Origin of the sequence: Hansschlegelia zhihuaiae (assembly GCF_004103825.1) — a bacterium.
In the GTDB taxonomy this organism is placed as follows: domain Bacteria; phylum Pseudomonadota; class Alphaproteobacteria; order Rhizobiales; family Methylopilaceae; genus Methylopila; species Methylopila zhihuaiae.
The window spans coordinates 208,472-235,352 of sequence record NZ_RYFI01000002.1 but is presented as its reverse complement, the minus strand read 5'-3'; the positions used below and the strand labels follow the sequence as shown (position 1 = coordinate 235,352).

At 68.7% G+C, this 26,881-nt stretch carries 25 protein-coding genes and 1 pseudogene; 10 read left to right on the top strand and 16 right to left on the bottom strand.

Annotated features, from left to right (window positions below):
* Positions 1-42: 42 nt before the first annotated feature.
* Positions 43-1,194 (top strand): GNAT family N-acetyltransferase, encoded by a 1,152-nt coding sequence (locus tag EK403_RS03450; protein WP_206659470.1) that lies wholly within the window; start codon positions 43-45, stop codon positions 1,192-1,194.
* 100 nt (positions 1,195-1,294) lie between these two features.
* A complete protein-coding gene (locus EK403_RS03445; RefSeq protein WP_128776103.1) occupies positions 1,295-1,723 on the top strand; it encodes an HIT family protein in 429 nt (142 codons plus the stop codon).
* Here the strand turns inward: EK403_RS03445 and EK403_RS03440 are convergent.
* The 5 genes from EK403_RS03440 to EK403_RS03420 all read right to left on the bottom strand — a co-directional run bounded on the left by EK403_RS03440 (position 1,698) and on the right by EK403_RS03420 (position 6,323).
* On the bottom strand, positions 1,698-2,051 hold the full coding sequence (locus EK403_RS03440; RefSeq protein ID WP_128776102.1) for an AzlD domain-containing protein: 354 nt from the start codon (positions 2,049-2,051) through the stop codon (positions 1,698-1,700). The two genes, EK403_RS03445 and EK403_RS03440, sit on opposite strands and share 26 nt — an antisense overlap.
* Positions 2,048-2,791, bottom strand: coding sequence for an AzlC family ABC transporter permease (locus EK403_RS03435; RefSeq protein WP_128776101.1), 744 nt, complete (start codon positions 2,789-2,791; stop codon positions 2,048-2,050). The genes EK403_RS03440 and EK403_RS03435 overlap by 4 nt, the downstream gene beginning before the upstream one ends.
* Positions 2,792-2,835: 44 nt before the next feature.
* On the bottom strand, positions 2,836-5,259 hold the full coding sequence (clpA, locus tag EK403_RS03430; protein ID WP_128776100.1) for an ATP-dependent Clp protease ATP-binding subunit ClpA: 2,424 nt from the start codon (positions 5,257-5,259) through the stop codon (positions 2,836-2,838).
* Positions 5,260-5,269: 10 nt separating this feature from the next.
* Positions 5,270-5,605 (bottom strand): ATP-dependent Clp protease adapter ClpS, encoded by a 336-nt coding sequence (gene clpS / locus EK403_RS03425; RefSeq protein WP_128776099.1) that lies wholly within the window; start codon positions 5,603-5,605, stop codon positions 5,270-5,272.
* A gap of 388 nt (positions 5,606-5,993) precedes the next feature.
* Positions 5,994-6,323 (bottom strand): phasin family protein, encoded by a 330-nt coding sequence (locus EK403_RS03420; RefSeq protein WP_128776098.1) that lies wholly within the window; start codon positions 6,321-6,323, stop codon positions 5,994-5,996.
* Positions 6,324-6,592: 269 nt separating this feature from the next.
* Here EK403_RS03420 and EK403_RS03415 point away from each other — a divergent pair, with 269 nt between their 5' ends.
* Positions 6,593-8,200 carry a D-alanyl-D-alanine carboxypeptidase gene (locus EK403_RS03415; RefSeq protein WP_128776097.1) on the top strand — a complete coding sequence of 536 codons (1,608 nt, stop codon included), beginning with the start codon at positions 6,593-6,595 and terminating at the stop codon, positions 8,198-8,200.
* Between the two features lie 17 nt (positions 8,201-8,217).
* On the opposite strand, the pseudogene EK403_RS22910 reads toward EK403_RS03415, so the two are convergent.
* A pseudogene (locus EK403_RS22910) lies at positions 8,218-8,466 on the bottom strand (DnaJ domain-containing protein); the annotation flags it as partial.
* Between the two features lie 466 nt (positions 8,467-8,932).
* Here EK403_RS22910 and panC point away from each other — a divergent pair.
* From panC to EK403_RS03395, 3 genes are all read left to right on the top strand, one after another.
* Complete coding sequence (panC, locus tag EK403_RS03405; RefSeq protein ID WP_128776095.1) at positions 8,933-9,787, top strand: pantoate--beta-alanine ligase; 855 nt, start codon at positions 8,933-8,935, stop codon at positions 9,785-9,787.
* Positions 9,788-9,867: 80 nt separating this feature from the next.
* Positions 9,868-10,413 carry a rhodanese-like domain-containing protein gene (locus tag EK403_RS03400; protein WP_128776094.1) on the top strand — a complete coding sequence of 182 codons (546 nt, stop codon included), beginning with the start codon at positions 9,868-9,870 and terminating at the stop codon, positions 10,411-10,413.
* A gap of 14 nt (positions 10,414-10,427) precedes the next feature.
* Positions 10,428-10,838: a rhodanese-like domain-containing protein gene (locus EK403_RS03395; RefSeq protein WP_128776093.1), complete on the top strand. Its 411-nt coding sequence runs from the start codon at positions 10,428-10,430 to the stop codon at positions 10,836-10,838.
* A gap of 237 nt (positions 10,839-11,075) precedes the next feature.
* Here the strand turns inward: EK403_RS03395 and EK403_RS03390 are convergent, their stop codons facing one another.
* From EK403_RS03390 to EK403_RS03355, 8 genes are all read right to left on the bottom strand, one after another.
* Complete coding sequence (locus tag EK403_RS03390) at positions 11,076-13,196, bottom strand: sodium-translocating pyrophosphatase (RefSeq protein ID WP_128776092.1); 2,121 nt, start codon at positions 13,194-13,196, stop codon at positions 11,076-11,078.
* A gap of 392 nt (positions 13,197-13,588) precedes the next feature.
* Positions 13,589-14,401 carry a lytic murein transglycosylase gene (locus tag EK403_RS03385; RefSeq protein WP_128776091.1) on the bottom strand — a complete coding sequence of 271 codons (813 nt, stop codon included), beginning with the start codon at positions 14,399-14,401 and terminating at the stop codon, positions 13,589-13,591.
* A gap of 168 nt (positions 14,402-14,569) precedes the next feature.
* Positions 14,570-15,556, bottom strand: a complete 987-nt coding sequence (gene thiL, locus EK403_RS03380; protein WP_128776090.1) for a thiamine-phosphate kinase — start codon at positions 15,554-15,556, stop codon at positions 14,570-14,572.
* Positions 15,553-16,017, bottom strand: coding sequence for a type II toxin-antitoxin system RatA family toxin (locus tag EK403_RS03375; protein ID WP_128776089.1), 465 nt, complete (start codon positions 16,015-16,017; stop codon positions 15,553-15,555). The genes thiL and EK403_RS03375 overlap by 4 nt, the downstream gene beginning before the upstream one ends.
* 256 nt (positions 16,018-16,273) lie before the next feature.
* Complete coding sequence (locus tag EK403_RS03370; RefSeq protein ID WP_128776088.1) at positions 16,274-17,251, bottom strand: quinone oxidoreductase family protein; 978 nt, start codon at positions 17,249-17,251, stop codon at positions 16,274-16,276.
* A 21-nt stretch (positions 17,252-17,272) separates the two neighbouring features.
* Entirely contained in the window at positions 17,273-18,232 is a 960-nt protein-coding gene (locus EK403_RS03365; protein ID WP_164919485.1) for a hypothetical protein, read from the bottom strand.
* 20 nt (positions 18,233-18,252) lie between these two features.
* Positions 18,253-19,011: an SDR family oxidoreductase gene (locus EK403_RS03360; RefSeq protein WP_128776086.1), complete on the bottom strand. Its 759-nt coding sequence runs from the start codon at positions 19,009-19,011 to the stop codon at positions 18,253-18,255.
* Positions 19,008-19,781, bottom strand: a complete 774-nt coding sequence (locus EK403_RS03355) for a TerC family protein (protein WP_128776085.1) — start codon at positions 19,779-19,781, stop codon at positions 19,008-19,010. Before EK403_RS03355 ends, EK403_RS03360 begins: the two co-directional genes overlap by 4 nt.
* A gap of 274 nt (positions 19,782-20,055) precedes the next feature.
* Between EK403_RS03355 and EK403_RS03350 the strand changes: the two genes are divergently transcribed.
* Positions 20,056-21,228: a UbiH/UbiF family hydroxylase gene (locus tag EK403_RS03350; protein WP_128776084.1), complete on the top strand. Its 1,173-nt coding sequence runs from the start codon at positions 20,056-20,058 to the stop codon at positions 21,226-21,228.
* 6 nt (positions 21,229-21,234) lie between these two features.
* On the opposite strand, the gene EK403_RS03345 is transcribed toward EK403_RS03350, so the two are convergent.
* Complete coding sequence (locus EK403_RS03345) at positions 21,235-22,179, bottom strand: AEC family transporter (RefSeq protein WP_128776083.1); 945 nt, start codon at positions 22,177-22,179, stop codon at positions 21,235-21,237.
* A gap of 256 nt (positions 22,180-22,435) precedes the next feature.
* Here EK403_RS03345 and EK403_RS03340 point away from each other — a divergent pair, with 256 nt between their 5' ends.
* Both EK403_RS03340 and hspQ read left to right on the top strand, forming a co-directional pair.
* Positions 22,436-23,479: an HpcH/HpaI aldolase/citrate lyase family protein gene (locus EK403_RS03340; protein WP_128776082.1), complete on the top strand. Its 1,044-nt coding sequence runs from the start codon at positions 22,436-22,438 to the stop codon at positions 23,477-23,479.
* Positions 23,480-23,600: 121 nt separating this feature from the next.
* Positions 23,601-23,936, top strand: a complete 336-nt coding sequence (hspQ, locus tag EK403_RS03335) for a heat shock protein HspQ (RefSeq protein WP_128776081.1) — start codon at positions 23,601-23,603, stop codon at positions 23,934-23,936.
* Positions 23,937-24,049: 113 nt separating this feature from the next.
* Here the strand turns inward: hspQ and EK403_RS03330 are convergent, their stop codons facing one another.
* Positions 24,050-24,778: an invasion associated locus B family protein gene (locus tag EK403_RS03330; protein ID WP_245479477.1), complete on the bottom strand. Its 729-nt coding sequence runs from the start codon at positions 24,776-24,778 to the stop codon at positions 24,050-24,052.
* 264 nt (positions 24,779-25,042) lie between these two features.
* Here EK403_RS03330 and EK403_RS03325 point away from each other — a divergent pair, with 264 nt between their 5' ends.
* On the top strand, positions 25,043-26,875 hold the full coding sequence (locus tag EK403_RS03325) for an extracellular solute-binding protein (protein ID WP_245479476.1): 1,833 nt from the start codon (positions 25,043-25,045) through the stop codon (positions 26,873-26,875).
* Positions 26,876-26,881: the final 6 nt, after the last annotated feature.

Genomic DNA, 26,881 nt, shown 5'->3' with positions numbered 1-26,881 from the left:
GTCACGTCGCACTCGCCGAGGGAGCCGGCCTTCCGCGCCCGCGTGATCTCGCGCATCGCGGACGTCGACGCCGCCTCCTGGAACCGCTGCGCGCTGGCCTGCGGTCCATACAATCCTTTCGTGGACCACCGCTTCCTGAACGCGCTCGAGCTCTCCGGTTCGGTCGGCCCAGGAACCGGGTGGGCGCCTGCTCATGTCGCGCTCGAAGCACCCGACGGCTCGCCGGCGGGCTTCGCGCCCTGCTATCTGAAGTCCCACAGCCAGGGCGAATATGTCTTCGACCACGGTTTCGCCGACGCCTATGAACGGGCGGGCGGCAGCTATTATCCGAAGCTGCAGGTCGCGGTCCCCTTCACGCCCGCGACCGGACCGAGGCTGCTTGTCTCTCCGGACGACGACCCTGAGGCCGCACGGACCGGCCTCGCCGCGGCGCTGCGCGGCCTCATGCGCCAGACGGGCGCCTCATCCACCCACGTCACCTTCGCGACCGAGGAAGAGCGCGCGCTTCTGGTCCGCGAGGGCTATCTGGCCCGCGACGACCAGCAGTTCCATTGGCGCAATGAAGGCTACCGCTCCTATGACGACTTCCTCGCCGACCTCGCCTCCCGCAAGCGCAAGCAGCTGAAGCGCGAGCGCCGCGAGGCGCTGGCCGACGGGATCGCCATCCGGCACGTCACCGGATCCGACCTGACCGAGGACTGCTGGGACGCGTTCTTCGCCTTCTACATGGACACGGGCTCCCGCAAATGGGGCCGGCCCTATCTCAACCGCCGGTTCTTCAGCCTGATCGGCGAGGCGATGCCGGAGACGATCCTGCTGGTGCTCGCCGAACGCGCCGGCCGGCCGATCGCGGGCGCGCTGAATTTCATCGGAGGCGACGCGATCTATGGTCGCTATTGGGGCGCGGTGGAGGAGCATCCCTTCCTGCATTTCGAGGTCTGCTACCATCAGGCGATCGACGCCGCGATCGCGCGGGGCCTCGCCCGTGTCGAGGCCGGCGCGCAGGGCGAGCACAAGCTCGCGCGCGGCTATCGCCCGGTCGTGACGCGCTCCGCCCACGCCTTCGCGGATCCCGGTCTCCAGCGCGCGGTCGCGGACTATCTCGCGCGGGAGCGGCGATATGTGGCGGCCTCCCAGACCGAACTCGAGGAGGCGACGCCCTTCCGTCGCAGCGACGCTGGGGCGGAGAGCTGACGCGAGGACGGGATTCGGGACGCCGCTGTGGCCGGCGCGCGCTTGACCCGCTCCGCGTCCTGCGATCCCTTGCGCGCCCGATCCGAAGGGAGGCCGCGCGATGGCCGACTACGACCCTGACAACATCTTCGCCAAGATTCTGCGCGGGGAGCTGCCGGCCCAAAAGGTCTACGAGGACGACGCCGCGATCGCGATCATGGACGTCATGCCGCAGATCGACGGCCATGTGCTGGTCATCCCGCGGGCGCAGTCGCGCAACCTGCTGGACATGGACGCCGGAACGATCGCTCCGCTGTTCGCGGCCGTGCAGAAGGTCGCGCGCGCGGTCAAGGCCGCTCTCGGGGCCGAGGGCGTCACGATCACCCAGTTCAACGAGGCGCCCGCCGGACAGAGCGTGTTCCACGCCCACGTCCACATCCTGCCGCGCTGGACCGACGTGCCGCTGAAGCCGCACACGGGCAAGATGGAGAAGCCCGAGGTCTTGGCCGCGCATGCGGAGAAGATCAGGGCGGCGCTCCAGGAGCGATGACCGCCGTCCCGACCATCAGCGTGGCGGCGGCGGCCGCGACCCCGAGGGCGAGCGAACGACGGCCGAGCGCATAGGCCGCGACGCCGAACGCGACCGAACCCAGCCGCAGCCAGAGCGGCGCGAGCGCGAGGCCGCCCGTCGGGTTGAGCACGAGCTTGGCCACGAGGCCCGCGACCAGCGCGGTCGCGACCATCTTCACCCAGGAGAAGACGGCGCTGTCTTCGTGAAGGCGCGCCGACAGCGCCACGCCGACCACGCGCCAGACCTCGTTCGCCGCGAAGGCCGCAAGGATCGCGGCGAGCATGAACCAGCCGTCGTAATGGGTCATGGCGTCTCCCGTCGCCGGCGCAAGGCGCGCTCGATCACGAAAGCGGCCGTGCCGCCCACGACGCCCGTCAGGAGGAGATCGAGGCTCGGGGTCAGGACGCCGACGACGGGCGCCATGAAAAGCCCGATGAGGATCGCGAGGCGTTCGCCAACGCTCCCGGCGCCCCGCTCGAGCGAAAGCAGGAAGTAGATCGGCGTCAGCCCCAGCAGCGCCACGGAAAGCGGCGTGGGAAGGGCCCCGGCGGCGGCGTGGCCGACGGCGGTCGCGATCGTGCTGCCGGCCACGAGTCCGTTGGCGAGCCCGAGGAAGTACGGCATGCGGGCCGAGCGCGGCATCATCTGCGTCCGACGCTGCCCTTCGAACCAGGCGGTCACGGCCACGTAATGGGCGGCGAGCAGGCGCGCGGTCAGCCTCGTGCGCGGCGTCCGCAACACGGGCAGGAACGCGATGACCATCGGCAGGAGGCGGACGGCGGACACCGTGACCGCGAGAGCCGCCGCCACGATGCCGGCGCCGCTCGCGAGCGAGCCCGCGAGCACAAGCTGGGCCGGGGCCGCCCAGACCAAAGCGGTCGACAGCGCGGCCGCCCAGAGCGGCCAGCCGAAGTCGTGCGTCATAGCGCCGAAGCCGACGAAACTGCCGAACAGCACGAAGCCGGGCGTGCTCAGCGAGTCGCGGGCGCCGCGCAACGCCCAGACGCGCGGCGGCCGCTCGTCGCCCGCCAGCTCGGGCTGGCCCATGGGCTCAGTCCGCAGGGCGGATGGCCGCCCCGCGGGCGGGGTGCTCAGCCGTCACTGCGCACGAGCGGCGGCGTCTTGGCGATCGTCTTGCGGGGGGCGCTGGACGACGGTTTGCGCTTGGAAGGCTTGCGCCCGCCCTCCTCGGCCTTGCGGTCGATCTTTTCGGGCTTCGGCGTGACCGGCCCGGCCGGGAACTCGAATCCGAGGCCCGGCTCGCCGCCTTCCTTGGACTCGACCACCACCCGCACGGCGCCGCCGCCCTTCAGCTGCCCGAACAGCACCTCCTCGGCGAGCGGGGTCTTGATCGTCTCCTGGATGAGCCGCGCCAGCGGGCGCGCGCCCATCATCGGGTCGTAACCGCGCTCGGCGAGCCAGTCGCGCGCCTCGTCGGAGAGCTCGATCGTGACGTTGCGGTCGGCGAGCTGCGCCTCGAGCTGGAGGACGAACTTCTCGACGACCTGGCGCACCACCTCGATCGGCAGATTGCCGAAGGCGATGATCGAATCGAGCCGGTTCCGAAACTCCGGCGCGAACAGCCTGTTGATCGCGTCCGAATCCTCCCCGGTGCGCTTCGAGCGGCCGAAGCCGATCGGCGCCTTGGCGAGATCCGACGCGCCGGCGTTGGTGGTCATGATCAGGATGACGTTGCGGAAGTCGACCTGCTTGCCGTTGTGGTCGGTCAGCTTCCCGTGGTCCATGACCTGCAGCAGGATGTTGAACAGGTCGGGATGCGCCTTCTCGATCTCGTCGAGCAGAAGGACGCAATGCGGGTTCTGGTCGACGCCGTCGGTCAGCAGCCCGCCCTGGTCGAAGCCCACATAACCCGGAGGCGCGCCGATCAGGCGGCTCACCGTGTGGCGCTCCATATATTCCGACATGTCGAAGCGCAGCAGCTTGACGCCGAGCAGCGAGGAGAGCTGCCGCGCGACCTCGGTCTTGCCGACGCCGGTCGGGCCGGAGAACAGGTAGCAGCCGATCGGCTTTTCGGGGTCGCGAAGGCCTGCGCGGGCGAGCTTGATGGTCGAGGACAACGCCTCGATCGCCGCCTCCTGGCCGTAGACCACGCGCTTCAGATTGTCGGTCAGCGAGCGCAGCACCTCGGCGTCGTCCTTTGAGACCGACTTCGGCGGGATGCGGGCCATGGTGGCGATCGTGGTCTCGATCTCCTTCACGCCGATGGTCTTCCGCCGCTTGTGCTCCGGCAGGATCATCTGGCTCGCGCCGGTCTCGTCGATCACGTCGATCGCCTTGTCCGGGAGCTTGCGGTCGTTGATGTAGCGGTGCGCGAGCTCGACCGCGGCCTTGATGGCCTCGTTGGTGTAGCGGATCTGGTGGAAGCTCTCGTAATAGGGCTTGAGACCCTTGAGGATCTCGATTGCGTCCTCGACCGAGGGCTCCGCCACGTCGATCTTCTGGAAGCGCCGGACGAGCGCCCGGTCCTTCTCGAAGTGCTGGCGGTACTCCTTGTAGGTCGTCGAGCCGATGCAGCGCAGCGTGCCGGAGGCGAGCGCCGGCTTCAGCAGATTCGAGGCGTCCATCGCGCCGCCGGAGGTGGCCCCGGCGCCGATCACGGTGTGGATCTCGTCGATGAACAGCACCGCGCCGGGCGTCGCCTCGAGCTCCTTGACGACCTGCTTCAGCCGCTCCTCGAAATCGCCGCGATAGCGCGTGCCGGCGAGCAGCGCGCCCATGTCGAGCGAGAACACCGTGGCGTCGAGCAGCACCTCCGGGACCTCGTCGCGCACGATGCGCAGCGCAAGGCCTTCGGCGATCGCGGTCTTGCCCACGCCCGGGTCGCCGACGAACAGCGGGTTGTTCTTGGTGCGGCGGCAGAGGATCTGGATCGTGCGCGAGATCTCGGCGTCGCGCCCGATCAGCGGATCGATCTTGCCATCCCTCGCCTTCTTGTTGAGGTTGACGCAATAAGCGTCGAGCGCATCGGCCTTTTTCTTGCCGTTGGCAGGCTCGTCCGTGGTGGCGCCGACGTCGTCGTCCGCGCCGCGGGCCGGACGGCTCTCGGAGAGGCCCGGACGCTTGGCGATGCCGTGGCTGATGTAGTTGACGGCATCGTAGCGCGTCATGTCCTGCTCCTGCAGGAAGAACGCGGCGTGGCTCTCGCGCTCGGCGAAGATCGCGACGAGCACGTTGGCGCCCGTCACCTCCTCGCGTCCCGACGAGGTGACATGAATCACGGCGCGCTGGATGACGCGCTGGAAGCCGGCGGTGGGCTTCGAATCCTCGGACGTGTCCCCGACCAGATTGTCGAGCTCGGCGTCGACATATTCGATCAGGTTGCGGCGCAGGATCTCGAGGTCGACGTTGCAGGCCCGCATCACGGCCGCGGCGTCCTGGTCGTCGACCAGCGACAGCAGCAGGTGCTCAAGGGTCGCGTATTCGTGGCGGCGCTCATTGGCGAAGGCCAGCGCGCGGTGAAGGGACTGCTCGAGACTGCGCGAGAATGACGGCAACTGGCTTACCTCACTTCTTTTCCATGACGCATTGCAGGGGGTGCTGGTGCTTGCGCGCGAAATCCATCACCTGCGTCACCTTGGTTTCGGCCACCTCGTATGTGTAGACGCCGCACTCCCCTGCGCCGTGATTGTGGACGTGGAGCATGATCCGCGTCGCGGCCTCACGGTCTTTGGAAAAGAACTGTTCGAGCACGTGGACGACGAACTCCATCGGAGTGTAGTCGTCATTCAGGATAAGGACACGATAAAGACTCGGGCGCTTGACCTTCGGGCGCGTCTTGGTGACGACGGCGGCGCCGGGCCCTGCGTCCTCGACGCGCCGCGAGCCCGTGGCGGCGATCATGACCGACCTGAGCGCGGCGGCGCTGCGACGGCCGGCCGGCCGTCTGGCGCCTCGTTTGAAGATTGTGCCGCGTCCTTCGCCCATCAACCGTCGCGCCGTCCGTCGCCGAGCCGCGCGGCCTCGCAGCGGCGGCTCAAATCAACACCATCGATCCTAGCCCCGCTCGCCGCAGTGCGCCAGAGCGCTCGGACCTCTCGTGCGCACACCTAGGCGTCGGTCGGGACGAAAAAAAGGGCGGCGCGGACATGCCTGACCGGACCGCGCCGGTGGCGGCAGGGGCGCAGCGCCCGCGCAGGAAGGCTGACAAAAGAAAAGCCCGGCCGAGGGCCGGGCTTCGCAAGGACGGCCGCCTTGTCGGGCGGCGTCCGAAACTGTCAGCTGGAAGCCGTCACTTCGCCTTAGCGAGAGCGGTCTCGACCGGCTTGTAGCTCTCCTTCGCGATGTCCGCGTAGAGTTCGCCGATCTTGGTCATGCGCGCGAGATACGTCTCGTAGCTCGATTTGACGAACGCCGACTGAACCTCGATAGCCTTGTCGATCGTCTTGGCGCCGAGCAGCTTCTCGACCAGCGCGGAATTGTCCTCGAAGGTCTTTTTCGAGTAGTCCGCCACTTCGACGGCGATCGCCTGGAAACCCTTGCTGACCGAGCCGAGGCTCTTCAGCGTGAGGTCCATGTTCTCGCGGCCAAACTTCTGCACGTCCTCAAAAGTCGTCGTCATAGTTGTCTCCTCCTTGACGAATGTCGGACCTCGCCAAGCCTCGTCATCGAGCGCTCGGCGCCGGGCCCACCACTTTCAGCAAACGGGTCCGCCGTTCACGACGTTGATATATGCACTGCAGCATGGACGTCAAGGAAAGATTTTGCATTGCACAAAACGGGGCGCTTAACTGCTCCGTAACCGCATCTTCCTACCGTCATTGACAGCGGCGTGAACGCCACCCGGCCGCAGCGCCGGAGACGACCAGAACGGGAAATGGCGGACGGCACATGTCTTGTAGCGTAGCGAAACTCAGCGTCCGTCTTCTGTCCTGCGTCGTCGCCGCCGGCATCGTGGCCGGCGCCATGGCGGCGACCGTCGAAAGCGCCGAAGCGCGGTCGAAAAAGAAACGGTCCTACAGGTCGATCAAACCGGTCGCAGCCGCGACGTTCACCGGCGCGTCGAACTACGCGGCGCTGGTGGTCGACGCCAAGACCGGCCGCACGCTGTACGAGAAGAACGCCGACGCGCGACGTTTTCCTGCCTCTGTCACCAAGGTCATGACGCTCTACCTCGTCTTCGAGGATCTGGAGCGGGGACGCCTCAGTCTCGGCTCGCGCATCACGATGTCGCCGCGCTGCGCCGCGATGCCGCCCTCCAAGCTCGGCATGCGCCCGGGTCAGACGATCGACGTCGAGAATGGAATCAAGGCGCTCGTCACCAAATCGGCCAACGACGTCGCCTGCGCGTTCGGCGAGAATCTCGAGGGCTCCGAGTTCGCCTTCGCCGACCGCATGACCCGCAAGGCGCGCGCGCTCGGCATGAGCGACACCGTCTATCGCAACGCCTCCGGCCTTCCGAACCCCGACCACATCACCACGGCGCGCGATCTCGTGACGCTCGGCCGGGCCGTCCAGGACCGCTTCCCGCGCTACTACGGCTATTTCGGCACCCGCGTCTTCGCCTTTGGCGCCCGCCAGATGCCCAACCACAACCGCCTGCTCGGCCGCGTCGAGGGCGTGGACGGCATCAAGACCGGCTACACCAACGCGTCCGGCTTCAACCTGCTGTCCTCGGTGAAGTCGAATGGACGCAGCATCGTGGCCGTGGTGATGGGCGGCCGCACGGGCGCCTCCCGCGACAATCACATGCGCGAGCTGATCGCGCTGAACCTGCCGAAGGCCCAGCCCGGCCAGCGCGTCGCGCCGCTGGTCGCCGAAGCGGCCTCGCCGTCCGCGATTCGCGCCCGTCCGGCCGTCATGGCCGGCCTGCCGGCGCCGCTGGCCGCCCAGCGCGTCGGCTATGAAGCGCCGGTTCCCGTCCCCTCGCCCGCGCCGGTCCAGCGCGAGGCCGCCCCGATCCCTGCCCCGCGGCCCGTCCAGGTCGAGCGCGTCGTGTCGCCCGCCGTCGAGCCTGTCGTCGCCGCCGCGGTCCCGGCGGTCGTCGAGGCGCCGGCCGCGCCGGCTCCGAAGCCGATGCGCTGGGTCGTCGGGCCTGCCCCGACCACGACCGGCAGCGTCGACGTCGCCGCGGCGCAGGACGACCAGATCGCCGAGCTCGCCACGAACGAATCGCCGAGCCGCTCCGCCTCCAGGCAGGCCGCGGCGGAGCCCGTGCGCCAGACCGCGCAGACGGCCGAAATGACGCCGGCGCGCAAGGGCTGGATGATCCAGATCGGCGCCACCACCGAGGCCGCCAAGGCCGAGGAGCTGCTGTCCGACGCGGCCTCGAAGGGCGGCCGGCTGCTCAACGCCGCCGAACCCTTCACCGAGGTCTACACCAAGGGCGCGACCACCTATTACCGCGCGCGGTTCGCCGGCCTGAACGAGCGGTCGGCCGACGCCGCCTGCAGGGCCCTGAAGCGCAGCTCGGTGAGCTGCTTCGCGATCAAGAATTGAGCCCGGCGGGAGAGGCCTCAGCCATGGCGCCGCTTCGCGAGAACGTCCTTGGCGGCGTTGGCACGCGCCGCGAGCTCCGTCGACCCCCCCTGGTCGGGATGCAGTTTCTTCATCAGCGTCCGATGCGCACGGGCGACCTCTTCCGCGCTCGCCCCCGGCTGCAGGCCAAGGATCTGATACGCCTGCTGTTCCGTCATTACGCCAAAGCCCACGTCCGGCCGGACCTCGTCGGCCCGCCAGTAAGGGTCGTCCTCGACGTGCGCACGCCCGCCGGACGCCCCGCCGTCACGCTCTCCTTCGGGCCGCCGCGGTGACTTGCGCGGCCGCGGGGCCGCGAACACGCCAGCCGCGCCGAGCGCCATGAGGGTCAGGCCGTAGAGCGGCTTGCCCGCGAGCGCCAGCGCGACGCCGACCGCCCACACCGCCATCGCGGTCACGCGAATCTGCCGACGCGCATGGGCGGGGTCCGCGTCGACGAGGATCCGGCCGACGGCCAGGAATGTGGCCACCGCCATCGCGCCGAACACGATCCAGATCATTCCGCTCTCCGAAGCGGCGACGCGGCCGCCCGGCGAAGCTCGCACGGGCAAGGCCGGCGGGCCAAGACGCCGCCGCTCAGTCTTGCTTGATCGCGCCTGTGTCGGACCGCGACCGTGGCGCGTCGGCGGGCGCGCTGCTAATGGGCCGCGGTCGCCGGCCGTCGGGCGACGTCCATGGAGGCAGATCGCGTCGATGTCGCGTCCGAAAACCGTCACCGCCGTCGCCGAGCTGCGCGCCCGCCTCGCCTCCCGGCGAAACGCCGGAGAGCGGATCGCGCTCGTCCCCACCATGGGCGCGCTCCACGCCGGTCATCTGTCGCTTGTCGAGCAGGCGGCGCGCGTCGCGCCGCGCGTCGTCGTGTCGATCTTCGTCAATCCGACCCAGTTCGCGCCGCACGAGGACCTCGCGACCTATCCGCGGAACCTGGAGCGCGACCTCGACATGCTCGCGCGATGCGGCGTCGACCTCGTCTTCGCGCCGGACGTCGCGGAGATGTATCCGGACGGCGCGGCGACCACCGTGACGGTCGGCGGCCCGTCGGAAGGTCTCGAAAGCGTCGTCCGGCCGCATTTCTTCGCTGGCGTGGCGACCGTGGTGGCGAAGCTTTTCGTCCAGGTCGCGCCCGACGTCGCGATCTTCGGCGAGAAGGACTTTCAGCAGCTCGCGGTGGTCCGGCGGATGGCCCGCGACCTGTGCTTTCCGATCGAGATCCAGGGCGCGCCGATCATTCGCGAGACCGACGGACTCGCAATGTCGTCGCGCAATGTCTATCTGACGGACGCTGACAGGGCGCGCGCGCCCGAGCTGCATGCCGCGCTGGCGGAAGCCGCAGCGGCCGCGGAGGCTGGTCGGGACGTGAGCCAGACTCTCGACGCCGCGAAAAGGCGGATCGAGGGAGCGGGTTTCGCGATCGACTATGTGGAATTGCGCGACTCAGGCACGCTGAGACCGATCACCGCGCTGGAGGACCGCCCGGCGCGTCTTCTCGCCGCCGCCCGCATCGGCGGGGTCCGGCTGATCGACAATGTGGCGGTCAACACCGCGTGACCCTGCGAAGGTCGCATTGAAACATGTCGTAATGTTCAGCGTTTGATCACTCGTCGAACTCCGATCGAAAGACGCGACAAATGGCGTCGACTACAGCGTTCCCCAGATTCTCGCCGATGACCTCGGCGGCCAAGCCGCGCGGAGCCGTGCGCGCGCGGCGCTCGATCGTCATTGAGGCGCGCGACGCGATCGGGCTCTGGCGCCGCAAGCAGGCGGTGTTCGTCGATCTTCGCGACTGGGAGGTCGTCGACGAGACTGGCTGGATTGAAGGCTCGCTTCACTGCCCGCCGGGCGAGTTCGCGGCCATCGTCTCGCCGTCGAGCCCGCTCCACGCGCGTCTGTTCGAACCGGGCAAGACCTTCATCTTCTATGGCGGCCCTCACACGGCGCCGCTCGCTTCGGCGAAGCGTGCTCGCGAGCTCGGGCTCGAGGGCGCGCTCGCCCTGCGGGGCGGCCTGAAGTCCTGGCGGAACGCAGGCGGACGCGTCGCTGGCCATCCGAACAGCCCGTTCCCGGCGCTGAAGGCGTCATTCACGCTGGCGACCAAATACGCCCGCTCTCGTCTGTCGGCCTGGTGGCGGCGCGACAGGCGGCGGAGCGATGGCCGGCGGCTGAAGAAAGCCTGACGGCCTTTCCGGGGATGGCGCAGACCATCACGCGCGGCTTCCGCGACATGCTGGCCGAGGCCGAATCGCGCGTCGAGAGCCTGCCGGTCGAGACGGCCCTGTCTCTCCATCGCCGCGAAGACGTGACCTTCGTCGATCTTCGCGATCCGCGCGAACTCGATCGGGAAGGCCGCGTGCCCGGCGCCTTCCACTGCCCGCGGGGCATGCTCGAATTCTGGATCGATCCGGAGAGTCCGTATCACAAGCCGGTCTTCGCCGAGGACCGGACCTTCGTGTTCTTCTGCGGTTCGGGCTGGCGGTCGGCGCTCGCGGCCGACACCGCGCAATCGATGGGGCTGAAGCCCGTGGCCCACGTCTCGGGCGGCTTCAAGGCCTGGAAAGAGGCTGGCGGGCCGGTCGAGCCGGCCGCGTCGAAGAAGGGCTGAGGCCTGAGGCCGGAGACGAGAGCCGCGCTCATGTCCCGGCCCTGAGCCGGGACCCATTCGGGCTTCCACTTCAACTCGAGAGCGCGCCGGGCGACGCCCCTCATCGGGCGCGTCCGGCGCATGATGGGTCCCGGCTCAAAGGCCGGGACTTGGGCGTAGCGCCGAACCGCGCCACTTTCTCGCGACGGACCCCGGCTCGGCGGTTCGCGCCGGCCGGGATGACGCCTCGTTTCGGCCTTAGCCCGCCGAGTGCGCCAGGATCGCGAGCAGCAGCAGCGCCACGATGTTGGTGATCTTGATCATCGGGTTTACGGCGGGTCCGGCCGTGTCCTTGTAGGGATCGCCGACCGTGTCGCCGGTCACCGCGGCCTTGTGGGCTTCCGAGCCCTTGCCGCCGTGATGGCCGTCCTCGATGTATTTCTTGGCGTTGTCCCAGGCGCCGCCGCCCGAGGTCATCGAGAGCGCGACGAACAGGCCCGTCACGATCACGCCGAGCAGCATCGCGCCGACCGCCGAGAACGCCTCGCTCTTGCCCGCGACCGCGAGGATGATGAAGTAGCCTACGATCGGCGACAGCACCGGCAGGAGCGACGGGATGATCATCTCCTTGATCGCGGCCTTGGTCAGCAGGTCGACGGCGCGTCCGTAGTCCGGACGGTCCTTGCCTTCCATGATGCCGGGCTTCTCGCGGAACTGGCGGCGGACCTCCTCGACGATCGAGCCTGCGCAGCGGCCGACCGCGGTCATGCCCATCGCGCCGAACAGGAAGGGCAGCATGCCGCCGAACAGCAGGCCGACGACGACGTAGGGGTTCGCCAGCGAGAAATCGAGCTTCACATTGGCGAAGTACGGGTACTGCGAGGCGTTGGCGATGAAGTGGTTGAGGTCCGAAGTGTAGGCCGCGAACAGCACAAGGGCGCCGAGGCCGGCCGAGCCGATCGCGTAGCCCTTGGTGACGGCCTTCGTCGTGTTGCCGACCGCGTCGAGCGCGTCGGTCGAGGTCCGGACCTCCGGCGGCAGCTCCGACATCTCCGCGATGCCGCCGGCGTTGTCGGTCACCGGTCCGAAGGCGTCGAGCGCGACCACGAAGCCCGCGAGCGCCAGCATGGCCGTAACCGCGATCGCGATGCCGAACAGGCCCGCGAGCGAATAGGTGACGATGATGCCGACCATGATCACCAGCGCGGGCAGCGCCGTCGCCTCGAGCGAGATGGCGAGGCCCTGGATGACGTTGGTGCCGTGGCCGGTGACCGAGGCCGCGGCGATCGACTTCACGGGGCGATAGCCGGTGCCCGTGTAGTATTCCGTGATGACCACGATCACGCCGGTGATGACGAGGCCGACCACCGCGCAGAGATAGAGGTCCCAGCCCGTGAAGCTGGTTCCGGTCGTCGTGGTGTACTCAGTCGTGAAGCCGACCTGGAGCGCGGTGACGATCGCGATGCCGACGAGCGAGAGCGCCGCCGAGACGCCGAAGCCGCGATAGAGCGCGCCCATGATCGACTGGTTGGCGGGCAGCTTCACGAAGAAGGTCCCGGCGATCGACGTCACGATGCAGATGGCGCAGATGCCGAGCGGATAGAGGATCAGGCTCGGCAGCAGGGCGTTGCCGGCGAAGAAGATCGACGCCAGCACCATCGTGGCGACTACGGTCACCGCATAGGTCTCGAACAGGTCCGCGGCCATGCCGGCGCAGTCGCCGACATTGTCGCCGACATTGTCCGCGATCGTCGCGGGATTGCGTGGGTCATCCTCGGGAATGCCGGCCTCGACCTTGCCCACGAGGTCGCCGCCGACGTCCGCGCCCTTGGTGAAGATGCCGCCGCCGAGACGCGCGAAGATCGAGATGAGGGACGCGCCGAAGCCGAGCGCGACCAGCGCGTCGATGACCGTGCGGTCGCCCGGATCGAAGCCGATGATGCGCAGGATCGAGTAATAGACCGCGACGCCGAGCAGCGCGAGGCCGGCGACCAGCATGCCGGTGACCGCGCCCGACTTGAACGCGATCTCGAGGCCGGCGCCTAGCGATTTCGAGGCGGCCTGGGCGGTGCGGACGTTCGCCCGGACCGAGACGTTCATGCCGATGAAGCCGGCCGCCGCGGAGAGGACCGCGCCGATCAGGAAGCCGATCGCGACCGCGAAGGACAGCAGGAAGATGAGGGCGACGAAGATGACGGCGCCGACGATCGCGATCGTGGTGTACTGGCGCTTCAGATAGGCCTGCGCGCCTTCGGCGATCGCGCCTGCGATCTCCCGCATGCGCGGCGTGCCGGCGTCGGCCTCCATCAGGGACTTGGTCGCCCAGACCCCGTAGACGACGGACAGAAGACCGAGAATTATTATCAGTACAAGCGCCATTGGGGTTCTTCCCTCACACGTGACGTTCCTCGTCGCAGGCCGGACCTGCGGCGACCAGCGCCGTGCTTTTGTTTTGTCTTATGGGGAAGTCGCCTTCCGCCCGCACGACCGATCGGTCGCGGCGGAAGCTGCCAGAACGGCGATGATTGCGCAATCGTCCTGGTGGCTTGTCTTCGACGGGCGCGCACATGGACGAAGCAGATTGATGAAAGCCCCGGGGCGCCGGCGTTGCGTGCTTCGAGACGCATGCCTTGCGGCATGCTCCTCAGCATGAGGACCATTGCAGGATGCCAAAGCACCAACCTGCCTCATGCTGAGGAGCCGTCCTTCAGGACGGCGTCTCGAAGCACGCAGCACGCCAGAGCAAGGCGTTGAGAAGTCGCCGAGCCGCCTCAGGAGCCTTCCGCGATCTTGTTCGCCGCGTAGGCGATGGCCTTCTGGTAGACGCTGGCCCTGTTCCATTCGGCGAGCGGGCCGTACTGGTCGAAGCCCCCGCCGCGCTGCCAGCCGTTCGACCGCAGATAGTTGGCGATCGACGCGATGGTGTCGGCCGAGGAGCGCACCATGTCGCTGCGCCCGTCGCCGTCGCCGTCGACCGCATATTTGATGTAGGAGGTCGGCAGGAACTGCGCCTGGCCGATCTCGCCATGCTCCGCGCCGCGCATCTCGGCCATCGTCAGGTCGCCGCGGTCGACGAGCTGCATCGCGGCCAGCAGTTCGCCTTGGAACATCTCGGTCCGGCGGCAGTCATAGGCGAGCGTCGCGAGGCCGTTGAAGACGTTCTTCTTGCCCTGGATGGCTCCGAAGGCGGTCTCCATGCCCCAGATCGCGAGGATCACGGGGGCTTCGACGCCGTAGCGCTGCTCCACCCGGTCGAAGACGGCGCGGTTCTTGGCCCAGCGCGACTTCGCCTGGGTAATCAGCGAGGCCGGCGCGCGCTTGGCGATGAACTGCTCGAGGCTGAGCTTGAAGGGACGCTGCGTGCGGTCATAGGCGATCAGACCGCGATCGTAAGCGACGCCCGACAGCGCCGCTTGGGCGACGCGCGCCGAGATGCCGCGCGACTGCGCCTCCGCCTGGAACTCCGGCACCCACGCGCTGAAACCGGCGCCGTCATTGCCGCACGAGGCCGCCGACGCAGCTCCGGACCAAAGCGCGCCTAGGCCGACGACCGTGGCCGCCAAGGAAAGAGAGATGGGTCGCATGCGGGTCCGCCCCATGGTTGTGGTTTGTTCGTTCGGTTCGGGACCTGCGCCTTGAAAGAAGGCCAAGATTCGACCGCGGACCATCATGCGTGCGCGCTTCGGCCGTTTCAATCGCGGTCCGCGCGTCTCGCCGGCCTCTCGTGGCGCACGCGCAACAGCGGACGTCGGTCAGAAGTGGCTGTAGCTGCTTCGGTCCAGCGAAAGGAGGCGGGCGCCCGATTCGATCTCGACGCCCTCGCCTTCCAACAGCACGCCGATGTCCGTCACGGCGACCGCGCAGCTGCGCGCCTCCGCTTCGAAGGCCTCGACGTCGTCGGGATCGATCGCGATCAACAGTTCGTAGTCGTCGCCGCCCGTGAGCGCAACGCCAAGCGCATCCTCGTCGCACCGCACGATCCGGGCGGCCGCAGACGACAGGGGAACGCGGGCCGCCTCCACGATCGCGCCGACCCTCGAGGCGGCCGCAAGCTTCTCGAGATCGCCCACAAAGCCGTCCGAAAGGTCCATGGCCGCCGTGGCGTAGGCCGCGACCACGGCCGATAGCGCAAGCCGGGGCTCCGGAATGAGATAGCGGTCGAGCAGCCATTCGCGCTCGGAGCGCCGCAAATCCCAGCGCAGCGCGAGCCGCTCGTCCTGCCTCAGCCGCAGGCCAAGGGCGGCGTCGCCGATCGTGCCGGTCACGTAGAGCCGCTGGCCCGGCGCCCCGCCTCCCCTTCGCGGCACCCCGCCCTCCTGCGCATGGCCAAGCGCGGTGACCGAGACCATCAGTGGGCCCGGGGTCCGCACCGTGTCGCCGCCCAGCAGGCTGACGCCGAACTCCTCCTGATCCGCCGCGAGCCCTTCGACGAAGCCCTCGAGCCAGTCGACCGCCCAGTCGTCGGGAAGCGCCAGCGTGACGAGATAGCCGGCCGGCCGCGCGCCCTTGGCCGCGAGGTCCGACAGATTGACCCTGAGCGCCTTGCGCGCGATCGCATCGGGCGGGTCGTCGGGGAAGAAATGCACGCCGGCGACGATCGCGTCGGTCGTGACCACGAGCTCCGGGCCGTCGCCGGTCGGAACCGTCGCGGCGTCGTCGGACAGGAGCGCCGCCCCCGGCGCGGTCGCGAGCGGGCGGAAGAACCGCTCGATCAGCCCCTGCTCGCCCGGCCGGCTCACGCCAGCGCCGGCTTGTCGCCGTAGACGCGGTCGGCGCGCTGCTCGAAGGCCTCGGCGTAGCGTCGGAACACCCGGTCGAACACCGAGCCGACCAGCATGGCGAGCGTGCGGCTCTTCAGCTCCCACTCGATGAAGAACTCGACGTCGGAGCCGCCGCTCTCACGGTCCCGGAAGGTCCAGCGGTTCTCGAGATGGCTGAACGGACCGTCGAGATATTCGACCAGGATCTTGTTCGCGTCGCGATCGAGCGTGACGCGGCTCGTGAAGGTCTCGCGGACGATCTTGTACGCGATGGTCATGTCCGCGATGAGCACGGGCCGCGCGACGCCCTCCTCGCGCTTCCTGATCCTCAGCGCCTCGCAGAGCGGCAGGAACAGCGGGTACTTCTCGACGTCCGCCACGAGGTCGAACATCTCAGCGGCCGAGTGCGGAACGCGGCGGGTCGTGCGGAAGGCGGGCATTCGTGCTCTGCGGTTGTGACGCCAGCGAAGTATAGGAGCGCAGGGATCAGGCGTCATCCCAGGCCAGCGGGGGCCGGCCGCTCTTCTACCCTGCCCCGCGGCAGCGGGGAGGGTGGACTCGGGCCTAAGGCCCAGGCCGGGAGGGGACTCGGAGCGTCGAGCTTGATCCTGCACGATCCCCCCCCGTCCCGGCTGACGCCGGTCCACCCTCCCCTTGCAAGGGGAGGGATCAGGCGAGCCGCCACGTCGACGATGACTACGGGATCAGCACCGTCGAGCCGGTCGTCTCGCGAGCCTCGAGCGCGCGATGCGCGTCCGCCGCCTTCTCGAGCGGGAACCTCCGGCCGATCTCGATCGTGACCTTGCCGGACGTCACGACGTCGAACAGGTCGGCGGCCGTCGCCTCGAGCTCTGGCCTGGTCCCGATATGGTTGAACAGGCTCGCGCGCGTCGCGAACAGCGAGCCTTTCCGGGCGAGCAAATTGATCGAGAAATCCGGAACCGGGCCGGAAGACTGGCCGAAACTCGCCCAGAGGCCGCGCAGCTTCAGGCAGTCGAGCGAGCCCGGAAAGGCGTCCTTGCCAACCGAGTCGTAGACGACGTCGCACAGCCTGCCGCCCGTGATCTCCCTCACCCGCTCGACGAAGTTTTCGGTTTTGTAGTCGATGACGTGCGCGCAACCCTTGGTCTTGGCGAGCGCGACCTTCTCCGGCCCGCCGGCCGTGCCGATAACCGTCGCGCCGAGATGGGCGGCCCACTGGCAGGCGATCTGGCCAACGCCTCCGGCGGCCGCATGAAACAGAATCGTATGCTCCGGCCCGACCTTGAAGGTGCGGCGGAGCAGATACTGCGCCGTCATGCCCTTCAGCATGATGGCGGCGGCGGTCTCGTCCGACACTCCGGCCGGCAGCTTGACCAGATGCTGCGCGGCGACGACCCGGTCCGTCGCGTAGGCGCCGAGCGGGCCGGTCGTATAAGCGACGCGGTCTCCTTCGCGGAGTCCCGAGACTCCCTGGCCAAGCGCCGTGACGACCCCCGCCGCCTCGAAGCCGAGGCCGAAGGGCGTCTGCGGCGCGGGATAGAGGCCGGTGCGGTAGTAGACGTCGATGAAGTTGACGCCGACCGCCGTGTGGCGGACCGCGACCTCGCCCTCGCCCGGCGCAGGCAGTTCGACGTCCTCGAACTGCATCGCCTCCGGGCCGCCGGTCGCCTTCACACGGATCGCCTTGGCCATGTCGATCTCCTCTGAACTCGTCTATCGCGCCGGGGGCGGCCCCGCGAAGCCGCGGAACGTCACGTCCGGCGCGCTGGTGTTGTGTCTCGAGAGCTCGATCCGGTCGAACCGGATCTCGTGCGCGTTGGCGCCCTTAAACTCCATGATCGGTTCATTGTAGAGCCCGGCGTCGGTCCGCCAGTTGATGCGGGCGACGTCCGCGTTGGTCGGCGTCACGAACATGGAGCGGATCGCCGCGAATGGCGCCGGCGGATCGCCGTCCGGCAGGCCGTCCACGCTGACGTCCAGCACGACGCGCTCGCGGTCGGCGCTCCGGATCCTGATCTCGCCGACGCCGCCCTTGGCGAAGGTCATGCGGAAGGCGCGCGCCCTGGGGTCGATCTTGAGCTTCGCGATGTCGACGATCGGCCGGTGCTGCTTCTCGATCGGCCCGACCAGGAAGGACGTGCCGTAGGCCGCGTCCGGGAACGCCTCGGTCGGTATCGGCTTCGCGCGCCAGTAGCCGTCGAACGGATAGACGACGAGGAACTCGTGGAAGTCGCCGTCAACCTTCTGGAACCACTGGACGAGGTGCAGGTCGCTCTCGTCGATGTCGCCCACCATCACCTCGGCGCCCCGCGCCCGCCAGCTCTCGGCGTAGGTGTGGCCGACGATGCGGATGTCGCCGTCCTCGTACAGCGTCAGCTTCTTTGGCTGGAACTTGTGCTTCGGATCGTCCTTCATCGCTTCGCAATTGGCGAAGTCCGGACCGGTCGAATCGGTTTTGAGATCAGGCAGGTAGACGGGCGCGCTGACCTCGATCTCGAAGCGCGTGACCTTCGGGTTGGCGAGCGTGTAATAGACGTTGTCGAACTCGGCGCACTGCGTCGGTTCGCTGAGGTTCTCCACCCAGGCGGCGTTCGGCGCGTCGGCGGCCGAGACTGGCGATGACAGGACAAGCGCGGCCGAAAGCGCCGCTGCGGCATGCCGGATCACTTGCAAGGGCGCCTTTCGAGGACGGGTCAGCGGCCGCCGCTGACGCGGACATTCGCGCCCGTGACATAGGACGCGGCGTCCGACAAGAGCCAGACGACGGTCTCGGCCACCTCCTCGGCGGTTCCGGCGCGTCCGATCGGCACGCTCGGACCGAGCCGCTTGAGCCGGTCCGGCTGGCCGCCCGAGGCGTGGATGTCGGTCTCGATCAGGCCCGGCGACACGGCGTTGACGCGCACGCCCTCGGCGGCGAGCTCCCGCGAAAGCCCGACGGTCATGCTGTCGACCGCGCCCTTGGTCGCGGCGTACCAGACATATTCGCCGGGCGCGCCGAGCGTCGCTGCGATCGATGAGACGTTGACGATCGCGCCACCCGCCCCGCCGCGCGCCGTCGAGAGCCGCCGAGCGGCCTCGCGCGCAACGAGCAGAGCGCCCGTGACATTGAGGTCGACCACGCGGGCGATCATGTCCGCCGAGGCCTGGTCGAGACGACCCGCCGGGGAGCCCACCACGCCGGCATTGTTCACGACGCCGCCGATCCGGCCGAGCAGCGCCGCGGCGGTCTCGAACAGCGCCACGACGTCGCGCTCGATCGCCATGTCGCCCTGGATGGCCGCGGCGCGGCGGCCCGCGGCTGCAACTTCAGCCACGACCTTGTCGGCCGCGGCCTTGTCGCGGGCGTAGTTCACCGCGACGTCCCATCCTTCCGCGGCGGCGCGCCGTGCGACCGCCGCGCCGATCCCCCGACTGCCGCCGGTGACGACCAGAACCCGGCCTCGATCGCTCATCGCACGATCCTGTCCTGCGGCTTCGCCGGCGCGTCCTCGGCGTCTGCCGCCTCGGCGAGCTTGAGCCGGCGGTTCTTGGCCGTCACGTTGAGGATCTCGACCATCAGCGAGAACGCCATCGCGGCGTAGATGTAGCCCTTCGGCACGTGGAAGCCGAAGCCGTCGGCGACCAGCACCATGCCGATCAGCAGCAGGAAGGCGAGCGCCAGCACCTTGGTGGTCGGGTGCTTGGCGACGAAGGCCGAGATCGGCCCGGACGAGACGAACATGACCGCGACCGCGATCACCACGGCGGCGATCATCACCTCGATATCCTCGGCCATGCCGATCGCCGTGATGATCGAGTCAATCGAGAACACAAGGTCGATGACGATGATCTGGGCGATGATCACCGCGAAGGCCGCCTGAACCCCGCCCGTCGGGCCGTGCTCCTCGCCTTCGATCGAGTTGTGAAGCTCAAGCGTCGCCTTGACGATCAGGAAGCCGCCGCCGGCGAGCAAGATGATGTCGCGCCACGAGAAGCCATGGCCGAACAGCGAGAACACCGGCTCCTTGAGCGCGATCAGCCAGGAAAGCGCGAACAGCAGCAGGATGCGGAACACGAGCGCGAGCGCGAGGCCGAGCTTGCGGGCGCGGTCGGCCTGCGCCTGCGGCAGCTTCGAGACCAGGACCGAGATGAAGACGACGTTGTCGATGCCGAGCACGATCTCCATGGCCGTGAGGGTCGCGAGCGCCACCCAGGCCTCGGGGTTCGAAAAGACTTCCAGCATCGTGCGCAACCGCCTCCGAGGGCCGCCGCGAGCCCGATTTTCCGCGGCTGCCAGATAGCCCGGAACCGCTGAAATACAAGGCGAGAAGCGCCTGCGCAGGCATCACGGACGCGTCAGGATTCGAAGACTTCGCATGACGCCGCCGTGAGCTGGCGTTCCGCTGACGCCTCACGACCGCGCCCGATGTCGCCGCGGGACGCGCACATCAGACCAGTCCTTTTTCGTTTCAGGTCGCTATAATCCGGCTCATGCCAGTCGCAGTCCCCGCCGAAGCATGACCGAAGCCTGCGAAGTCGCAGTGGTGGGTGGCGGCCCCGCTGGCCTGCTCGCCGCCCTGCTCGTCGCTCGCACGGGCGCTGAGACGACGCTCGTCGCGCCGAGGCCCGGCCCGGACCCGCGCACCACCGCCCTGCTCGACGGCTCCGTCGCGATCCTGCGCGACGTCGGCGTCTGGGACGCGGTCGCGCCGCTCGCCGCGCCGCTGAAGACGCTCCGAATCGCCGACGCCGGCCGCAGGCTGTTCCGGGCGCCTGAGGCGACGTTCCACGCCGCCGAGCTCGGCCTCGAGGCGTTCGGCTGGAACGTCCCCAACGCGGCGCTCACGGCGGCGCTCACTGATGCGCTCGGCCGCGCGCCATCCGCCCGCGTCATCGAACAGGAGGCCGTCGAGAGCCGGCCCAACGCGGACTCCGTCGAACTCGAGATCGAGGATGGCGGCTTGCTGCGAGTCCGGCTCGCCGTCGCGGCGGACGGGCGGAACTCGCGGCTCAGGGAGGCGGCGGGCATCGGCTTCAAGAGCCGGCGGGCGCCGCAATCCGCCCTCGCCTTCGCCTGCGACCACGAGCGCGACCACGGCTTTGTCTCGACCGAATTTCACGGCGAGGAAGGCCCCTTCACCCTCGTGCCGATGCCCGGAAGGCGGTCGAGCGTCGTCTGGGGCGTCTCGCCCGAACGCGCCGAAAGATTGCGCGCGCTTCCGCCAGATGAGCTCGGCCTGGAGGCGACGATCGCCTCCGGGAATCTCCTTGGACGCCTGACCGTTTCAGGGACAGTCGGTCAATTTCCGATCGTCATCGGCGCCGCCACGCGCTTCGCGGCCCGGCGGACCGTGCTCGTCGGCGAAGCCGGGCATGTGCTGCCGCCGATCGGCGCGCAGGGGCTCAATCTTGGTGTGCGCGACGCCGAGGCCGTGGCGAAAATCGTCCGGAAGGCGCGGGCGGCCGGCGAGGACGTCGGCGGCGAGAGGGCCTTGCGCGCCTATGCCCGCGCCCGCTCCGCGGACGTCTGGAGCCGCACGGCCGCGACCGACCTCCTCAACCGCTCGCTGCTGACGGACTTCATGCCGGTCCACGCGCTGCGCGGTCTCGGCCTCGCGGCCCTCTCCCGGATCGGCCCGCTGCGGCGCTTCGTGATGCGCGAGGGCCTCGTGGGCGGGCCGGCGTTCTGAGGCCGCTCAGCGCGGCCCGCCGACGATCACCGCGAGCAGCGCCGTCACCGTGACGAAGGACGCAATGGTCCCGACCAGGATGACGCTGGAGGCGCGCTCGACATAGACGCCGTACTGGCTCGCCATGACGAACACGTTGAGCGCCGGCGGGAGCGACGCCATCAAAGTCGCGGTCGCGACCCAGAGCGGGTCGAAGCCGCCGATCACAGTCAGCGCCGACCAGGCGAACAGCGGGTGCAGCAGCAGCTTCACGCAGAGCAGAGCGGGCATCTCCGGCGGAACCCGCTTCAGCGGCCGAAGCGCGACCGTCACGCCCATGACGAACAGCGCCGACGGCGCGGCCGACACGCTCAGCAGCTCGACGAGCTTCGCGACCGGGCCTGGCGGCGACCAGTGGAAATAGGCTGCAAGGCCCCCGGCGAGCGTGGCGATGTTGAAGGGGTGGAGCGCGATCCGCCTGACGATCAGCAGCGCGGTCGAGGCGACGCCCTCGCGCCGCGGGTCTGCGATCGACATCAGCAGCGGCGTCAGCGTGAACAGCAGCATGCAGTCGAACACGAAGATCAGCGCGGTAGGCGCGGCCGCGGCGGGTCCCAGCGCCGCGAGCGTCAGGCCGGGGCCCATATAGCCGACATTGGCGTAGCCGCCCGCGAGGCCCTGGATGGTCGCCTGCCTGAGATCGCCCTTCGAGGCGAACAGCCCGATCCCGACCGCGATCGCGAAGGCCGAGAAGGTCGCCGCGGTGGTGGCGGCCACGAAGCCGACATTGGCGAGCTGTTCGAAGGGCGTGCGCGAGATCAGCGCGAAATAGAGCGCCGGAACCGCGACATAGAGGATGTAGACGTTGAACCAGGCGAGCCCTTCCTCCGGCCCCTTCACGAGCTTCCCGCACAGGAAGCCGAGCGCGATCAGGCCGAAGAACGGCATGGCGAGGCCGGCGACGTCGGTCATTGGCGCGGGATAGGGTCCGGAGAGCGAGAAGCCGATGGCCGGCCGATCGGGCCGCCTCCGCGGCAATGGCGCCTTTGCGGCCGGAGCTCAACGCTTTTTGGCGCATAGCGAGCATGCCCGCGACCCCCGGGGGGCCGCAGCCGCGGCTCGAAGAGACCCCGACGTCCCAGACCTTGCGACGAAAGACGTCTTGCGCCGCAGCATCGCGGCCGCGAAATGGCGCGGCTCCCTTCAGCGCCGTTCGAAAGGTCCGACCATGATCGTCCCGAGCGCCTATTATCGCCCGCTCGCGCTCGGCGCCCCGGAACCGTTCCGCGAGCCGCCGGTCCGTGTCGAGCGCATGATCCATTTCGTGCCGCCGCATGTCGAAAAGATCCGCGCACGCGCCGGCGACCTCGCACGCCAAGTCGACGTGGTGCTGGGCAATCTCGAGGACGCGGTGCCGGCGGACGCAAAGGAAGCGGCGCGCGCAGGCTTCATCGAAATGGCGAAGGCGACCGACTTCGGGGCCGCCGGCCTCTGGATCCGCATGAACGCGCTCGACAGCCCCTGGGCGCTCGACGACGTGATCGAGATCGTCGGCGCGGTCGGCGACAAGCTCGACGTCATCATGCTGCCGAAGGTCGAGGGATCCTGGGACGTCCACTATCTCGACCGGCTCCTGGCCCAGCTCGAGGCGCGCCACGGCGTCAAGCGCCCGATCATGATCCACGCGATCCTCGAGACCGCGCAGGGCGTCATGAATGTCGAGGAGATCGCCTGCGCGTCGCCGCGCATGCACGGCATGAGCCTCGGCCCGGCCGACCTCGCGGCCTCCAGACGCATGAAGACGACGCGCGTCGGCGGCGGGCACCCGGGCTACGGCGTGCTGGTCGACAAGGGCGCGGAGGGAGCCGCCCGCGCGTTCTACCAGCAGGATCTCTGGCATTACACGATCGCCAAGATGGTCGACGCCTGCGCCGCGAACGGCATCAAGCCGTTCTACGGGCCGTTCGGCGACTTCTCGGACGGAGAGGCCTGTGAGGCGCAGTTCCGCAACGCCTTCCTGATGGGCTGCGTCGGCGCCTGGACGCTGCATCCGAGCCAGGTCGAGATCGCCAAGCGCGTATATTCGCCGGACGTCGAGGAGGTGAAGTTCGCCAAGCGCATCGTCGAGGCGATGCCGGACGGCACCGGCGCCGTGATGCTCGACGGCAAGATGCAGGACGACGCCACCTGGAAGCAGGCCAAAGTGATCGTCGACCTCGCCAGGCAGATCGCCGAGCGCGAGCCCGAGGCCGCCGAGCGCTACGGTCTGTGAGCCGCGGCGAAACCGTCTGAGCCCTTGGGACGTATCGAGCCGGCGCCCGTCCCTTGATTGACGCATGGACGCCGGTCGGTGCATGTCCGGCCGTCGCCGATCGTTCCGAGTCCCCCGCCCTATGCCCGCCGCCGAACGTCGCGCCAAATTCCGCATCGGCGAGGTCGTGCACCACCGGATCTACCCGTTCAGGGGCGTGATCTACGACGTCGACCCGACCTTCTCGAACACCGAGGAATGGTGGCTCGCGATCCCGGAGGACGTCCGGCCCGTCAAGGACCAGCCATTCTACCATCTGTTCGCGGAGAACGCCGAAACCGAATATGTCGCTTATGTTTCCGAGCAGAACCTCGTGCACGACACGAGCGGCGAGCCGGTGCGGCATCCGCAGGTCGGCGAGATGTTCGAGCGGCTGAGCGACGGCACGTACCGCGTCCGCGGCGGCATGGCGAACTGAGCTTCTAAGCGGCGTAGAGCCGTCGCGCTCTATCTGCTCAACCGGATCGCCCAAACGAAAACGCCCGGCTCGATGAGCCGGGCGCCCGTCGTCCGCGCGTTGCGCGAAACCGATTACTGCGTCTTGACCTGACCCTGGCCGCCCGGCATCGCCTGGCCGCTGGCCGGCGCCTGGGCGCTGCCCGGACCCTGAAGCTTGTCGCGGGCCTCCTGCGCCTTCTTGGCGAGGCCCTCGTTCAGCTCCTTGCGCTCGTCGGCGAACACCTTCGGGTCCATCGCCGGACCGTCATAGGCCTTCGAGAAGCCGTCGAGGCTGACCGGGAAGTTGATCGTCTTGGCCTGCTGGTTCATCGCCTGGACCACGAGGTTCTTGCCCTTCTGCATGTTCTTGAAGAAGGCGTCGGTGATCTCGACCTCGGCGTAGCAGGCGTTCGGGAAGCAGATCGAATAGCGGCCGTTGGCCGGCTGGTTCTGGTCGACCGCGACGCGCACGCCGGGCTGGATCAGCAGGCCGGGCGGCACGGCGGCCAGGAAGAACTTCTTCGACTCGCCGCTGACCTGACGGATGGCGATCGAGGCGACGTTCTGGCCGGTTTCGGTCCGGACGTCGCGGGAGGTCAGGCAGACCTCCTTCTTAGCCTTCTCGTCCTTGTTGCAGATCTTCACCCAGTCGGGCTGCGGCGCGGCCGGAGGATTCATCGGCATCGGGCCCGGACCTGCGGCCTGCCCCTCCTTCGGGGCCTCCCCGGCCGGCTTCTGCGCGTCCTGAGCGAAGGCATGGCCAGCCGCCATGCTGACGGCGGCCGTCATGACGGCCAGGCGCGCGACTTTCCCCAATTTCATGCGAGTTTCCTTCCTGTCGTCGGAACGACTGACGGCGACGGCCGATGCGCGCGTCTAAACAAGACGGTTCCGCGCCGCAAGACCTGCCGCTCCGAAAGCGAAGATCGGCTGTCTGTAGATCAAATACGGCGACATGGTGGCCGATCATCACGGCGGCGTCAGTTGATCGGCCCGTAGCGTCAAAAGCCTGTGGTAACGTATTCTCACATTGTTGCGAATCGGCTTGGGCGTCAGCCTGCTGGAACCATGACGAACTGCCGCCGGATGGAGCTTCCGATCGCGCGCCGTGATCTTCTGCGCGCGGTCCCCGCGGTCGCGGCGACGCTCGCGCTGTCGCGCCGCGCGCGGGCCGAGAACGGGCTGCCGCTGCGCCACGGCGTCGCGATGCATGGCGAGCCGGCGCTGCCGCAGGGCTTCGCGCAACTTCCCTATGTGCGCCCGGACGCCCCGAAGGGCGGGAAGCTGACCTATGGCTGGCTGGGCGGCTTCGACACGCTGAACCCCTACGCCTACAAGGGCGCGCAAGCTCAGGGGCTGCGCGGCTACGTCTATGAGAGCCTGCTCGCGCGCAATTACGACGAGCCGTTCTCTCTCTACGGGCTGCTCGCCGAAACCGTCGAGCTGCCCGACGACCGCAGCTTCGTGGTCTTCAATCTGAGCCCGCGCGCCGCCTTCTCGGACGGTGAGAAGATCACGGCCGAGGACGTGCTCTTCACCTTCGAGCTGCTGCGCGACCGCGGCCATCCGACGTTCCGGGCGAATTATCGACGGGTGGGATCGGCGGTCGCCGAGGGAGAGCGCAGCGTTCGTTTCGATCTTGCGGGCCTGGACGACCGCGAATTGCCGATGATTCTTGGCCTGATGCCCGTCCTGCCCGCGCATGCGATCGACGTGGCGAGGTTCGAAGACACGACCTTCGCGCCGCTGACCGGGAGCGGACCCTATGTCATCAGCGCCGTCGATCCCGGCCGGTCGGTGACGTTCCGCCGCGACCCGAACTATTGGGGCCGCGAGCTCGCGGTGAACCGCGGCCTGAACAATTTCGACGAGATCCGCTACGATTATTATCGCGACGCCACGGCGATGTTCGAGGCGTTCAAGAAGGGCCTGATCGACGTCCGCCCGGAAGGCGACCCGACGCGCTGGACCACGGGCTACGACTTCCCTGCCGTCAAGCGCGGCGACGTCCTCGCCGAAAGCTTCTCGTCCGGCCTGCCCTGGGGCATGAACGCCTTTGTGTTCAACTCCCGCAGACCCGTCTTCGCCGACGTCAGGGTGCGGGAGGCGCTCGGGCTGCTGTTCGACTACGAGTGGGTCGACCGCAACATGTTCGGCTCGGCGACGGTGCGCACGCAGAGCTATTTCGAGGGCTCGGAGCTGTCGTCCAACGGGCTTCCGGCCGACGAGCGGGAGCGCGAGCTTCTGGCGCCGTTTCCCGGCGTCGTTCGCGAGGACATCCTGGAGGGTCGCTGGAGCGCGCCCGTCAATGACGGCACCGGCCGCGATCGCGAGTCGCTCCGCCAGGCGCTCGACGGTCTTGCGGCGGCCGGCTGGACGATCAAGGGCGCAGAGCTCAGGCGCGCCGACACCGGCGAGCCGATGCGCTTCGAGATCCTGGTCTCGACAAAGGACGAGGAACGGCTCTCGCTCGCCTTCGTCCGCAGCCTGGAGCGCGCCGGCGTGCGGGCCACCGTGCGCCTCGTCGACAGGATCCAGGCGTTCCGCCGGATGCAGACCTACGACTTCGACATGATCATCTACAATTGGGTGTCGTCGCTCTCGCCCGGCACGGAGCAGAAGAAGTACTGGAGCGTGGCGGCCGCCGACACGCCGGGCGAGCGCAACTACATGGGCGCGAAGCAAAAGGCCGTCGACGCCATGATCGCGGCGCTGCTCGCCGCCCGCGAGCGCCCCGATTTCGTCTCGGCGGTCCGCGCCCTCGACCGGGTGCTGCTGTCAGGCTTCTACGTCGTGCCGCTGTTCCACGTGAAGGAGCAGTGGATCGCCCGCTGGCGCTCGGTCGAGCGACCTGCGGTCACGCCGCTCTACGGACCGGCGCTCGAAACATGGTGGCGGGCGCCCGCCGCCGCCGGCTGAGTCTGG

What these genes read in the sequence shown, in the direction of transcription:
- EK403_RS03360 (WP_128776086.1), bottom strand. Translation starts at nt 19,011, where the DNA reads ATGAGCGATCGAGGCCGGGTTCTGGTCGTCACCGGCGGCAGTCGGGGG.
- EK403_RS03435 (WP_128776101.1), bottom strand. Translation starts at nt 2,791, where the DNA reads ATGGGCCAGCCCGAGCTGGCGGGCGACGAGCGGCCGCCGCGCGTCTGG.
- EK403_RS03330 (WP_245479477.1), bottom strand. Translation starts at nt 24,778, where the DNA reads ATGAAATTGGGGAAAGTCGCGCGCCTGGCCGTCATGACGGCCGCCGTC.
- EK403_RS03340 (WP_128776082.1), top strand. Translation starts at nt 22,436, where the DNA reads ATGATCGTCCCGAGCGCCTATTATCGCCCGCTCGCGCTCGGCGCCCCG.
- panC (WP_128776095.1), top strand. Translation starts at nt 8,933, where the DNA reads ATGTCGCGTCCGAAAACCGTCACCGCCGTCGCCGAGCTGCGCGCCCGC.
- hspQ (WP_128776081.1), top strand. Translation starts at nt 23,601, where the DNA reads ATGCCCGCCGCCGAACGTCGCGCCAAATTCCGCATCGGCGAGGTCGTG.
- EK403_RS03390 (WP_128776092.1), bottom strand. Translation starts at nt 13,196, where the DNA reads ATGGCGCTTGTACTGATAATAATTCTCGGTCTTCTGTCCGTCGTCTAC.
- EK403_RS03325 (WP_245479476.1), top strand. Translation starts at nt 25,043, where the DNA reads ATGGAGCTTCCGATCGCGCGCCGTGATCTTCTGCGCGCGGTCCCCGCG.
- EK403_RS03370 (WP_128776088.1), bottom strand. Translation starts at nt 17,251, where the DNA reads ATGGCCAAGGCGATCCGTGTGAAGGCGACCGGCGGCCCGGAGGCGATG.
- clpS (WP_128776099.1), bottom strand. Translation starts at nt 5,605, where the DNA reads ATGATCGCCGCCACGGGCTCGCGGCGCGTCGAGGACGCAGGGCCCGGC.
- EK403_RS03445 (WP_128776103.1), top strand. Translation starts at nt 1,295, where the DNA reads ATGGCCGACTACGACCCTGACAACATCTTCGCCAAGATTCTGCGCGGG.
- EK403_RS03400 (WP_128776094.1), top strand. Translation starts at nt 9,868, where the DNA reads ATGGCGTCGACTACAGCGTTCCCCAGATTCTCGCCGATGACCTCGGCG.
- EK403_RS03355 (WP_128776085.1), bottom strand. Translation starts at nt 19,781, where the DNA reads ATGCTGGAAGTCTTTTCGAACCCCGAGGCCTGGGTGGCGCTCGCGACC.
- EK403_RS03440 (WP_128776102.1), bottom strand. Translation starts at nt 2,051, where the DNA reads ATGACCCATTACGACGGCTGGTTCATGCTCGCCGCGATCCTTGCGGCC.
- EK403_RS03350 (WP_128776084.1), top strand. Translation starts at nt 20,056, where the DNA reads ATGACCGAAGCCTGCGAAGTCGCAGTGGTGGGTGGCGGCCCCGCTGGC.
- EK403_RS03395 (WP_128776093.1), top strand. Translation starts at nt 10,428, where the DNA reads ATGGCGCAGACCATCACGCGCGGCTTCCGCGACATGCTGGCCGAGGCC.
- EK403_RS03385 (WP_128776091.1), bottom strand. Translation starts at nt 14,401, where the DNA reads ATGCGACCCATCTCTCTTTCCTTGGCGGCCACGGTCGTCGGCCTAGGC.
- EK403_RS03375 (WP_128776089.1), bottom strand. Translation starts at nt 16,017, where the DNA reads ATGCCCGCCTTCCGCACGACCCGCCGCGTTCCGCACTCGGCCGCTGAG.
- EK403_RS03415 (WP_128776097.1), top strand. Translation starts at nt 6,593, where the DNA reads ATGTCTTGTAGCGTAGCGAAACTCAGCGTCCGTCTTCTGTCCTGCGTC.
- EK403_RS03420 (WP_128776098.1), bottom strand. Translation starts at nt 6,323, where the DNA reads ATGACGACGACTTTTGAGGACGTGCAGAAGTTTGGCCGCGAGAACATG.
- EK403_RS03345 (WP_128776083.1), bottom strand. Translation starts at nt 22,179, where the DNA reads ATGACCGACGTCGCCGGCCTCGCCATGCCGTTCTTCGGCCTGATCGCG.